This window comes from Streptomyces sp. NPDC059037 (assembly GCF_042740015.1).
Classification (GTDB): Bacteria; Actinomycetota; Actinomycetes; order Streptomycetales; family Streptomycetaceae; genus Streptomyces.
In genome coordinates this window covers 1-11,793 of the sequence record NZ_JBHYIG010000123.1, presented here as the reverse complement: position 1 = coordinate 11,793, position 11,793 = coordinate 1, and the positions used below count along the sequence as shown (strand labels likewise).

Annotated in this window: 10 protein-coding genes; 7 read left to right on the top strand and 3 right to left on the bottom strand. The window is 72.5% G+C overall.

Annotated features, from left to right (window positions below; translation table 11 throughout):
- Window positions 1-933, top strand: a 933-nt coding sequence (locus ACFWY6_RS24310) for a beta-ketoacyl synthase N-terminal-like domain-containing protein (RefSeq protein WP_384694025.1), incomplete at its 5' end; no start/stop codon positions are given.
- On the top strand, window positions 930-2,039 hold the full coding sequence (locus tag ACFWY6_RS24305) for a 3-oxoacyl-ACP synthase III family protein (RefSeq protein ID WP_384694022.1): 1,110 nt from the start codon (window positions 930-932) through the stop codon (window positions 2,037-2,039). The genes ACFWY6_RS24310 and ACFWY6_RS24305, both read left to right, overlap by 4 nt.
- 44 nt (window positions 2,040-2,083) lie before the next feature.
- Here the strand turns inward: ACFWY6_RS24305 and ACFWY6_RS24300 are convergent, their stop codons facing one another.
- A complete protein-coding gene (locus ACFWY6_RS24300; protein WP_384694020.1) occupies window positions 2,084-2,674 on the bottom strand; it encodes a TetR/AcrR family transcriptional regulator in 591 nt (196 codons plus the stop codon).
- A gap of 86 nt (window positions 2,675-2,760) precedes the next feature.
- Between ACFWY6_RS24300 and ACFWY6_RS24295 the strand changes: the two genes are divergently transcribed.
- From ACFWY6_RS24295 to ACFWY6_RS24275, 5 genes are all read left to right on the top strand, one after another.
- The gene (locus ACFWY6_RS24295) at window positions 2,761-3,756 is read left to right on the top strand and encodes an aldo/keto reductase (RefSeq protein ID WP_384694017.1); all 996 of its coding nucleotides are present in this window, start codon (window positions 2,761-2,763) and stop codon (window positions 3,754-3,756) included.
- A gap of 50 nt (window positions 3,757-3,806) precedes the next feature.
- Window positions 3,807-5,009, top strand: a complete 1,203-nt coding sequence (locus tag ACFWY6_RS24290; RefSeq protein ID WP_384694015.1) for an FAD-dependent oxidoreductase — start codon at window positions 3,807-3,809, stop codon at window positions 5,007-5,009.
- An 82-nt stretch (window positions 5,010-5,091) separates the two neighbouring features.
- A complete protein-coding gene (locus ACFWY6_RS24285; RefSeq protein ID WP_384694012.1) occupies window positions 5,092-5,964 on the top strand; it encodes an ester cyclase in 873 nt (290 codons plus the stop codon).
- 169 nt (window positions 5,965-6,133) lie between these two features.
- Window positions 6,134-7,537, top strand: a complete 1,404-nt coding sequence (locus tag ACFWY6_RS24280) for a hypothetical protein (protein ID WP_384694009.1) — start codon at window positions 6,134-6,136, stop codon at window positions 7,535-7,537.
- Between the two features lie 99 nt (window positions 7,538-7,636).
- Complete coding sequence (locus tag ACFWY6_RS24275; protein ID WP_384694006.1) at window positions 7,637-9,244, top strand: condensation domain-containing protein; 1,608 nt, start codon at window positions 7,637-7,639, stop codon at window positions 9,242-9,244.
- A 475-nt stretch (window positions 9,245-9,719) separates the two neighbouring features.
- Here the strand turns inward: ACFWY6_RS24275 and ACFWY6_RS24270 are convergent, their stop codons facing one another.
- Together ACFWY6_RS24270 and ACFWY6_RS24265 are read right to left on the bottom strand one after the other, a co-directional pair.
- Complete coding sequence (locus tag ACFWY6_RS24270) at window positions 9,720-10,655, bottom strand: glycosyltransferase (protein WP_384694003.1); 936 nt, start codon at window positions 10,653-10,655, stop codon at window positions 9,720-9,722.
- Between the two features lie 70 nt (window positions 10,656-10,725).
- Window positions 10,726-11,541 carry an AfsR/SARP family transcriptional regulator gene (locus tag ACFWY6_RS24265; RefSeq protein WP_360765669.1) on the bottom strand — a complete coding sequence of 272 codons (816 nt, stop codon included), beginning with the start codon at window positions 11,539-11,541 and terminating at the stop codon, window positions 10,726-10,728.
- Window positions 11,542-11,793 lie beyond the last annotated feature (252 nt).

The window sequence follows — 11,793 nt, the reverse complement described above, 5'->3', positions numbered from 1 at the left end:
CTCTCGCAGCGCTCTCGCAGCTGGCCGTCGCCGGCTGCCGGGCGGCGGGTTGTGCGGGGCCAGTTGGAGCTCGACGCGACGGGTGTGGTCCTCGGCACCGGCGTGGGCCCGGTGGCGAGCAACGAGGACTTCACCGTCCCGGTGCTCACCGAAGGCCCCAAGGTCGCCAACCCCGGGATCTTCCCCAACACGGTGTACAACAGCGCGGCCGGGCAGGTGGCGATGGCCCTGGGCACCAGGGGGCCGACCTCCACGCTGACCTCGGCGCACGCCGCGGGCGCCGCTGCGCTCGGCGTCGCGTTCGACCTGCTGCGCAGTGGCCGCGCCGAGCGGATCGTGGTTCCGGCGGTGGAGGTGCTCTCGCCGCGCACGCTGGACGCCTACCGCCGCATCCCGCTGTTCGGCCCGGCTGCGGGGCGCCGCTACACCCTCGCGGAGGGCGGCTTCGCGCTCGTCCTGGAGCGGGGCCGGTCGGCGCGCGAGCGCGGTGCCCGGATCCACGCGACCCTCTCCGGTCACGCCACCACGTCCGACGGCCTCGGCATCGGCCGCTGGGACCCGTCCGGCGACGGGGTGGAGCGGGCCATGCGCGGCGCGCTGGAGTCCGCCGGTGTCGACGCCGCCGCGCTGTCCGCGGTGTGGGCCAACGCCGCGGGACTCGGCTCGGCCGACCGGGCCGAACTCCGGGCCATCGACCGGGTGTCGGAGGGCTCGGAGCTCCGGGTCGAGACGCCGAAGCGGCAGCTGGGCGAGCCCGTGGGAGCGGGCGCCCAGCTGTCGGCGGTGCTCGCCCTGAGCGGGTGGCGCGACGCCCCGTCCTGCGGGCCCGTGCTGATCAACAGCTCCTCCCTCGGAGGCACGCACACCTCCCTCGTCCTCACTCCCGCCCCGACCGCTTCCGCCCCGACCCTGGATTCGGAGTCCGCACGATGAGCGACACCCACCTCGTCAAGATCCTCTCCACCGGGGCACATCTGCCCGGTGATCCGCTGGACAACGCCGCCCTGGAGAAGCTGGGCGGGCCGCTGCCCGACGACGTACTGGCGGGCATCCAGGTCAAGACCCGGCACTGGATGGTCGATCCGGCCACCGGCGAGCATCTGACCACCACGAGCCGGATGGCGGAGAGCGCCGCCCGGCAGGCCCTGGACCGGGCAGGCCTTGAGCCCGGCGACGTCGATCTGCTCGTCGTCTCGACGGCGAGCCCGGAGCATCTGCTGCCGAACGTGGCGACCACGGTGCAGCACTACCTGGGGCTCGAACGCTGCGCGGCCATCGAGGTACGGGCGGGCTGCGCGGGGGCGGTGCAGGCCCTGGACATCGCCCGCAGGCAGCTCGCCGACGGCACCGCTCGCACGGCCCTGGTGATCGGCAGCGAGTCGATCTCCCCGCTGCTCGCGCCGATCTACCTGGGCAAGGACCCGCAGAGCGTACGGATGCGCGACCGGCTCACGCTGTACACGTTCGGCGACGGCGCGGGCGCGGTGCTGCTGCGCGCTGAGCCGGCCGGTGAAGCGGTCGGCGCCCAGGGCGAGTTCGCCTTCGTCAACGACTGCATGGGCGGTCTGCGCAAGCCGGGCATGCAGATCATCGGCGGCGGTACGGATGTCGCGCAGGCCGAACAGCAGCGCCGCAAGCGGCTGTTGGAGATGAAGATCGACGTGCCCGGCACCTCGACCTTCGGCCCGAAGGTCTTCGTCACGGCCATCCACGACCTGCTGCGGCGCTCCGGCTGGTCGCTCGACGAGGTGGACGCGCTCGTCCTGCCGGAGGGCAACGCGGAGTACTTCTCCAGCGAGTTCGAGGAGGCGGGACTCTCGGCCGCGGACTACGAGACGCTGCAGGGCCGGATCGTGGAGAACCTCACCGAGGTGGGCGCGACCGGTTCCGCGGCCGTGCCGCTCTCGCTCGACGCGGGCTGGGTGTCGGGCCGGATTCAGCCCGGACAGCGCCTGTTCCTGCTCGGCATCGAGGCGAGCCGCTACGTCTACACCGGGCTCTCGGTGACCTGGCACGCACAAGCTCCGCGGGCGGCCTGACGTTGCCCGCGGTCACCGGGGAGCGTCCCCCGCGCCCCGTCGTCTCAGACGTGGGGGACGCTCCTGGCCACGAAGCTGTCCACCAGGGCGGCGAGGCGTTCGTCCGCGAGGCCGGGCCGCAGCCGCTCGCCCCAGGTGAGGCTGGCAAGGCCGTGGCAGGCGCACCACAGGACCTCGGTCTGCAGCTCGGCGTCCCCGTCCCCCACCAGGGGCCGGACCGCCGACATGATCTCCGCGAAGGCGTCGATCATCTCCTGCGGAGTCTCTTCCTGGGCGAACTCGAGGCCTACGGAGAGCGTGAACATCGCCTGGTAGAGCATCGGGTTGGCGGCCGCGAAGTCCAGATAGGCGCGGGCCGCGCGGCGCAGGGCCTCCTCGGGGCCCTCGCCCGCGAGACGGGCCTCGCGCAGTCCGGCGGCGAGTTCACCGAAGCCGTCGAGGGCCACCGCGTGAACGATCGCGTCCTTGTTCTTGAAGTGCTGGTAGAGGACCGGCTGGCTGTACTCGATGTGATCGGCGAGACGCCGGGTGGTCACCGCGTCCCACCCCTCGGCCTCGGCGAGTTCCCGGGCCGTGGTCAGGATCAGCCGCCGGCGTTCCGCCTGTTCACGCAGTCGACGCTCTCTGGGAGTCATGCGATCGACGTTAGCATATATAGCGTCGAAAGATTTGTTATCAGTGCTAGAATCAACTACACACCAGACGCTCTGGAGGCGCAGCAATGGAACAGCGGACACTCGGCAAGGCCGGCCTGCGGGTCCCCGCCCAAGGCCTCGGCTGCATGGGCATGACCTTCGGATACGGCACGTCGGACGAGGCGGAGGCGGTCAGGACCGTCCACCGGGCGCTCGACCTTGGCGTGAACCTCCTCGACACCGCGGACATGTACGGCCCGCACACCAACGAGGAGCTGCTCGGCCGCGCCCTGGAGGGACGCCGCGACGAGGTGGTGCTCTCCTCCAAGGTCGGCAACGAGATCGACGTACTCGGCCAGTTGACCGGCAGGCTCAACGGCCGCCCGGAGTACATCCGCAAGGCGGTCGACGCCAGCCTCAGCCGGCTGCGCACCGACCGGCTCGACCTCTACTACCTGCACCGGGTCGACCCCGAAGTGCCGGTCGAGGAGAGCTTCGGGGCACTCGGCGAGCTGGTCGAGGCGGGCAAGGTACGCCACTTGGGGATCTCCGAGGCCTCCGCCGAGACCATCCGCCGGGCGCACGCGGTCCACCCGCTGACCGCCGTCCAGACCGAGTACTCGCTCTTCACCCGCGACGTCGAGGTCAACGGCGTCCTCGCCACCTGCCGGGAGCTCGGCATCGGCTTCGTCTCCTACAGCCCGCTCGGCCGCGGCTTCCTGACCGGCGCGATCCGCAGCGCCGGCGACCTGCCCTCCGGGCCCGACTTCCGGCGGATCGCCCCGCGGTTCGAGGAGGACAACCTGCGCGCGAATCTGACCGTGGTGGACAAGCTCGCCGAGGTGGCGGCCGACGAGCAGGTCTCGGTCACCCGCCTCGCCCTTGCCTGGGTGCTCCACCAGGGCCGGGACATCGTCCCCATCCCCGGCACCCGGCGCGTGAAGAACCTCCAGGAGAACGTCGCCGCGGCGTCCATCCGGCTGTCCGACGACGCCCTGAAGCGGATCGACGCCATCGCCCCGTACGGCATCACGGCCGGCGAACGCTACCCGGCGCCCGCCATGGCACAGCTCAACGGCTGACAACCCCACCGGACTTCGGACTTCGGATCTCGGACCTCTAGGAGCGGAACGTGTCCTCACCCCATATACGCCGGGTCCTCATCGCCGGCGGCGGCATCGGCGGCATCGCCGCCGCCGTGGCCCTGCAGCAGCAGGGCATCGAATCGCTGGTCTTCGAGCGGGCGCCCCAACTGCGGGACGGCGGCGCCGGACTGCACCTGTGGACCAACGGCATGCTCGCCCTCGACCACATGGGCCTCGCCGACCGGGTGCGCGAGATCGCACCGGCCCAGGAGACCTGCCACTTCGCCACCTCCAGCGGGCGGCTGATCGGCGACTGGCCCGTCGGTCAGTTCACCACCCGCTACGGCCAGCCCACCGTGGCCATCGGACGGTCCGATCTGCACGCCGTCCTGCGCGACAGCCTCGACACCCCCGTCAGGACCGGCGCCGAGGTCAGCGGCTACACCGAGCACGAGGCCGGGGTCACCGTCAGGTTCACCGACGGGACCGAGGAGACCGGCGATCTGCTGATCGGCGCCGACGGCGTGCACTCCGCCGTCCGGCGCGGACTGCTCGGCCCCCAACCGCCCGACTACACCGGCTACATCGCCTGGCGCGGCCACGGCCGCGTCGACCCCGCCGTCGTCGCTCCTGGCACCTTCCGGGCGCTGTTCGGTCCCGGCACCCGCTTCACGTACTACGACATCGCCCCCGGCGTCGTGCACTGGATGAGCGTCGCCAACGGGCCCGCGGGCGGCCGCGATCAGGGCACCCCCGAGCAGACGCTCGCCATGCTCCGCGACCGGCACCGCGGCTGGACGGGCCCCGTCGACGAGGTGCTCGCCGCCACCGACCCCGCATCGGTGATCCGCAGCGACGTGGTGGACCGCAGCCCCGACCCCGTGTGGGGCCGCGGCCGGGTCACGCTGCTCGGCGACGCCGCGCACGCCATCAGCTTCAACATCGGGCAGGGCGCCTGCCAGGCCATCGAGGACGCCCTCGTCCTCGCACAGCGGCTCGCCGCGGTGGACTCCGCCTCCGCCGGTGAACTCCAGGCCGCGCTGCGGGCGTACGAGAGCGAGCGGCAGGAGCGTACGGCGCCGATGCAGAAGCTCGCCCGGCGCATCGGACGCATGGGCGCCATGGAGAACCGGATGGGCGTCTGGGCCCGCGACCGGCTCCTTCGGTACGCCTGGCCGCAGGCCTTCCGCGCGGCCGAACGGGACCACGTCGCGTACGGGACCCGGTGGGCCGCGTCGGTCAGCGCCTGACCGGATTCAGCAGAACGGAACGTCCGAAGAGCACCAGAACCCCAGAACGACACCGGAGCACCACGAGAGGAGCGGGACCATCGTGCCCACCCAACTGACCGCGCCCGCACAACCGTCCGCAGAGCCGGAGACCCTCCCGTCCGTCGCCCACAACAGGGCCGTCATCCGGCGGGTCTTCGAGGAGTTCGTCAACCGGGGCGACTTCTCCGTCGTGGACGAGGTCTACCGCGAGGACATGATCGACCACGAGCCGATGCCCGGCGCTCCCGAGGGCCGGATCGGCGTGAAGTACACCATCGCCGGACTCCGCGAGGCCTTCCCCGACCTCAAGGTCACCATCGAGGACATGAGCGCCGAGGGCGACTTCGTCGTCATCCACAACACCTGGCGCGGCACGCATCTGGGGACGCTGCTCGGCCTGGAGGCGACCGGCCGCGCCATCGAGTCACGGGGCATCGTGATCTGGCGCTTCCAGGACGGTCTGATCGCCGAGCGCTGGGCGCACGGAGTGGCCTCCAACATGCTCGCCGAACTGGGCATGAAGATGCCCGGCGCCCGCAAGAAGGCGCGTCAGCGGCAGGGCGCGGAGCCGGTCGTGCGCACCGTACCGATCAGGAACGGCAAGCCGTGGGCCTGGCACCGGCTGACGGCGGAGCTCCAGGGGCCGCGGCTGCGGGAGTACGAGGCATCGCGGCGCCGGCTCGGCATCACCCACGAGACGCTGCGCCTTGACCCGCGCCCCGACCGGGACCACGTCATCGTCACGTTCGAGACGGCCGACGCGGACCGCACCGCCAAGCGCTGGGCATCCTCGGAGGATCCCTTCGACCTGTGGCTGCGCGACCAGGTGCTCGACATCCACGGCGAGGACCCGTGGGCGGCACCGGGCTCGGCACCGGGCTCATCCCCCGGGCTGACCTGGACGGCTCCGCCGCCGGCCGCGCCGAGGACGTGACCTGAGCGCCGTAGCCGGCCCCTACTGGGACCCCTGAGTGCCACCGGTCGGTGAACACCGCTCCGGGAGCCTTGAGTTGAGGTCAGCGGGCGGTGGATCGGACCGTCGCGCGACGGTCCGGCCGGGGTGGGCCGCTGCCGTGTCGGTGGGGCCGGATACCGTGCGCGGCATGAAGATCGAATCCCTTCTCGACGACCTCCGTACGCTGCGCGGCCGCGGCGCCTTGGGCACCGTGGACGCGCGGGAGGACCTCGGCGATCCGGGTGCCTTCGGCGGTCTCCGTGCCCTTGGTGGTCTCCATGACCTCGGGGATTCGACCGGCGCCGACGGTGACGAGCGGGCCCGGGCCGAGGCCGTCCTCGCGCTCCTCACGGAGCGGGCCGACGACGTGGTGCCCGCGCTGCTGGCCGGCGTCGCCGACGCCAAGTCGACTGCCGCGCTCCAGCCCGTCATACGGATCCTGGCCCTGATCGGGCCGCCCGCCTTCGACGCCGTGCTCGCGGCCTGGCGGCGCGGCGACGTGAAGGACTGGGCGGCGGGCCGGCTGCTCGGGTCGTTCGACGAGCGGTGCGCCGACCGGTACGCGGAGCTGGCCACCGATTCCGCCCGCGGCGCGTCGGGCGACGGGTTCGCGGGGCTCGTCCGGCTGCGGACGGACTCCCATGCCGGGCTGCGCGCCCTGGTGGAGTGCTACGCGGGCCGCCGACCCGCCCCGTACAAGGCCGACGACTACGCCCTCCTGACGCACGAGGCGTACCGCACCCGGCTGCGCGCGCTGCGCCGGGACCCGGCCGCATCGCCGCGGACCCGGCGGGGCGCGCTGGCCGCGCTCGTCGCGGGCGGCGGCGCCGACGGGCTCGACGCCCGTGACCGTGCGGCGATCGAGCGCCTGATCCGGGTGAAGATGGCGGGCGAGACGCCGAGCGCACCCTCGCCCCAGCTCTCCGGCTGGTGGCTGGCCGTGCCGGGGGCCTCCTACGAAGGGCTCTTCGACGCCCTGGACCTGCACCACCGGCGACCCATCACGAGCACAACGGGCGTCGAGGCGGCGGGCCAGGAGATCCAAGTGCCCGTCCCCGGCGGTGACGGCGCCGTCCAGACCGTGGGCCGCGTCTTCGTCACCCCGGAACTGGACGGCTGGCGCCTCGTCTTCGGCCCCTACGACCTCCTCATCGGAGACGGCTGGGACGACATGGTCGAGACCGTCGAGCGCGTCAGCCTGCACTGCGCCCAGGCACAGCTCTTCTTCGTCGACGACGCGGGCGGCTCCGACGTGTGGTTCGTCGCCGAGGAGGGCTGCGTGATCCGACAGTACGCGGCCGAGAGCGACCCCGAATGGGAGGGCGACCCGCTCCCCTGGGAGACCCTCGCGGTCGACGACTCCGACTCCGACCCGGAGTACGACGATGCCCCGCCCAACGCGGGAACCGCCGGCGCGCGCACCGCCTGCGGCCACCTCTCCGTCGACCCGGACATGGTCGGCTCAGGCACCAAAACCCGGGGCCACGGCTGGCTCGCCCTCACATCCCCGCACGCCGGCCACGGCGCCTTCCCCGGCATCCTCCCCCTCTGAGTAGCGCCGCACCGCCCTCCGGGCAAGCCGTGTTCGAGCATCATTCGAGTCCCTTTCGGCACGATGCAGAAGTCATCGCCCATAGAGAGGGCCTCACAGATGCAGCGGCGGACTCCCACGGAGGAACTACTCGACCTCGCGGCGGACGTGCTCGCCGACGACCGCCATGCGATTAGGACCGCGGCCAAGGGCGCGCCGTTCATCTCGCTGGGCGGCGGTCTGCCCGAGGCGGTGCGGCTGCTCGCGACGGCCGACGACCAGTTCGGCATGCTGGTGGACCTGGCGGGGCTGCTCGGGCCCGCACCCCTGGAGGAAGTGCTCTCCCTGGCGGTGCCGGCGCCCGCGCCCGCCCGGCGCGGCGGTCCCGGACGCTCCGTGCGCGAGCCGCTGCCCGAGCAGGGCGCGCTCCTCGCCACCGAGGAGTTCACGGGCAGCGGGACCGTGCACCAGATGTCCAGCGCGGAGCTGACGGGGCCGCTCGACCGGTCGGCGCTGCGCACCGCGCTGCGGGCGCTCGTCGCCCGGCACGAGGGGCTGCGCACGGTCTTCTCGTGGTCCCCCAAGGGGCCGGTGCGCCGCGTTCCGGTGCACGGCGAGGCGCAGTTGGTGGTGCGGGACGAGGACGTCCCCGCGCCGGGCCACGACGCGGTCGAGTCCGTGCACGCCGCGATGCGTGCGACCGCAGGACTGCCCGGCGGCCACGCGGACCGGCCGCCCGCCGTGTTCACGCTCACCCGGTACTCCGACGAGCACCACGTCCTGACCTTCGTGCACCATCTGGCGGTCGCGGACACCTGGTCGGTCGGTCTGATCTGGCGGGAGCTGTTCGAGGACTACGAACGGGCGGCGGCCGGGAAGCCGGTCCCGCAGAGCCCCGCGCCGAGCCCGGACGCCGCGCTGGAACGCGCCGGCGAACTGGCCGCGTCCGGCGTCGTGCACTCCCTGACGTCCCGCCGCATCGCCCAGCTCGCGGACTTCCCGACCACGGTCGAGCTGCCGGGGACCGACGGCAGGCCCGCGACCTTCGACTTCGTGGGCGACCAACTCCTGTTCCCCGTGCCGCCGGAGGTCCGCGAACGCTGCGACCTCGTCGTACGCCGGGCGGGCGTCAGCCGCACCGCGGTGCTGCTCGGCGCGTGGGCCCTGACCGTCGGCCGCCTCGCGGGAACCGACCGGGTCCTGATCGGCACCCGGATCCCCCGGCGCCCGACGAGCGGCCTGATGCGCACGGTGGCTCCCTGCACTCCCACCGTGCCCGTGCGCTGTGAACTCCAGGGCACGGTCGACTACTTCCTGCGGGGCATCGCCTGCGCGTTCAGCGAGGGGATCGAGTTCGCCGACGTACCGCTGAAGTCGCTCTCGCGGGGCCTGGGCGTGACACCCGACCGCAGCCGCACGCCCCTGGTGCAGATCGGCTTCTCCTCGCAGGAGGATCTGCTGCCCGCCCTGACGGGCGTCGCCGGGCTCGGGGTCCGGTTGAGTTCGGGACACTTCGGCGGCGCGTCGGCCGATGCCGAACTGACCGTGGCGCGCTGGGGAGACGATCCACTGCTCGCCCTCTCGTACGCCACGTCCGTGCTCGGCGGGGACGACGCCGCCGCGCTGGCAGAGGCCGTCTCCGGAACACTGCGGGAACTGGTGACCCAGCCGGAGGACGCCCCACTGGACCAGGTGGCCGTGACCAAAGCAGTGCAGTACACCGGCTGACCACCGACCCCCAAGACCGACGCCCGCTCCGGCCTTCCCCCGACGGAGCGGGCGTCGACATGTCCGCCAGGTCATACGCCGCGCCCCGAAGGGGCGCGGGGCTGTGACATGTGCGGCTCCGCCGCGAAGGGGGTCCCCCCTGTTCGAGCGAAGCCGAGAACTTGGGGGAGCGACCAGCCACAACACAGTCGCAGACGAGCGACGGCACCCTCGCGCCACTTCCCGCGGAGCGCTTAGGCGCTGCGCGCGGGCGAGTTCGGAGATCTCACGACTCAGCAGACACGCGGCGGGCAGCACGCGGCTGACGGAGCGACGTCGACATGCCCTGCCCGTGACGGAGCGGGCGTCGACATGCCTGCCAGGTCATGCCCGCGCCCCGAAGGGGCGCGGGGCTGTGACATGTGCGGCTCCGCCGCGTGGGCGCGACCAGCCACGACAAAGCCGCAGACGAGCGCGCGGCTCGGTGGCGCCCCCGTCAGCCGCGGCCAGCGCCCGCCAACGCTTCGAGCCGCGGCACCAGACTCTGCGCGCGGGCCAGTTGAGAAATCTCCCGGCTGAGGCGGGACGCCGCCGGCAATGCGCGGCCGCCGTGCACCAGTTCCGCGATGTGGAAGCGCAGCCGCAGACCGCTGGTCTGCCGGTCCGGCTCGGCGGCGTACAGGCAGCGGCCGACGCCCGCCGCTTCAAGGAGCGCACCGGACCGACGCTCCTCGGGGTAGCCCGAGTTGAGGGCCAGCTGCGGGACTCCGTGCAGGGCCGCCGCGTACACCGCGCCCGCGTCTCCCTGGTGCACGACGGCCGCGCAGCCCGGCAGCAGCCGGGACCAGGGCTGGTCGTGGCCGTAGCGGATCAGGACGTCCAGATCGAGGGCGCTTGCCCCCTCCACCGACCGGTGGAAGAGGTCCGACTGACGCCCGCCGTAGCCGCCGGGTTCCGGGCTGCCGCCGACGATCAGGACGCGGGGGCGGGAGGACCGGGCGGCCGGCCAGAGCGGGTCGTCGCCTGCGGGTTCGTACGCCTCGCAGCACACGGACCAGGCGCCCGGCACGCCGTCGGCGCGCAGCGCGGGCGGACAGGGGTCCACCCACACGTCGGGGGCGGGGGCCGTCCGGGCCGGCGGATGGGCGGGCCGGTAGGGGAGGTAGCAGACCACCGGAACGCCGGACATGGCCCCGGCGTCCATGCCGCCGAGGCCTGTCGGTTCGCCGACCAGGAGGTCGGGCCGCCAGAGCGTGGCCGTCGCGGTGGGGTCTCCCAGTACGGGGACAAGTCCCGCACGGGCCACCGCGTCACAGCTCTGCGCCCGGCACCACACGCGGACCCGATGCCCGCCGCGCACCAGCGCTCGGGCCAGCGGCAGCATGTGCAGCAGACCGGACGGCGAACGGCCTGCTACGAACAGGACACGCACCCCTCCTCCTTCCAGGTTTCCGGGCGACCTCTCCGCCCGGCCTCCTTGCGCTCGTCCCCCGTGCTGCGGCCTACCCTGCGAACAGGTCGAGCACCCGGCCGGTGTCGCCGTCCGTCTGCAGGCTGGGGTCCCCCGAGAGCACCGCGCTCTGCAGCCGCTTGAGCCGGTCCGACGGTTCGATGCCCAACTCCGAGACCAGATTGGTGCGCAGGGTCTGGTAGACGTCAAGGGCGGAGGACGGACGTCCGGCGCGGTAGAAGGCCACCATCGACTGGGCGTGCAGCCCTTCGTTCAGGGGCTGTCGTGCGGTGAGCGCGGTCAGCTCGGTCAGCAGCTCGGTGTGCCGGCCCAGACGGAGCTCGACGTCGATCCGCCGCTCAAGGAGGCCCAGGCGGCTCTCCTCCAGCCGCATCATCTCGATGGAGAGAAGAGGACCGGTGCGTACGTCCACCAGTGCGGGCCCCCGCCACAGGGCGAGCGCCTGGCCGAACTTCCGGGACGCCACCAGGTCGTCGCGCCGCTCCGCGGCCTGCTGACCCTCCGCCATCAGCAGGTCGTACTGGTGCAGATCGATGCTGCCCGGCTCGGCCTGGAGCAGATAGCCGCCGTGCCGGGTGAGCAGCATGTCCTTCGAACCGCCGGGGGACGAACCCGCGAGCGCGGTCTCCATGCAGCGCCTGAGCTGCAGGATGTAGGTCTGCAGGGTGGTGAGCGCACTGCGCGGTGGCTCCGCTGTCCAGATCTCCTCCATGAGCGCGGAGACCGGCAGGACCTGATTGCTGTAAAGAGCCAGCAGCGCGAGGATCTGCCGCGGCTTGCTGGCGGTCGGGAGCATCGAGACACCGTTCAGCTCCGCCTCGAACGACCCCAGGACACGAATCTCCATTCGAACCCTCCAGTCTTTCTGTAGGTATCGGAGCGTCTCACTCGAGTCCCGGCTTGAAACAGTGCTCAAGTACCGGACCGGATGTGGGTTCTTATGGGGCCTGACCATGACGAATTCACACCCGCCGACACGCACGACGGGGGGGGGGGGGGGGGGCGGCGGGGGGGGGGGACCCCGCCCACGCGGGGGGGGGGGGTAAAAAAAAAAAAACCCCACCAAAAACAAACATGTGTGGATGGGGAGTTGTTGTGT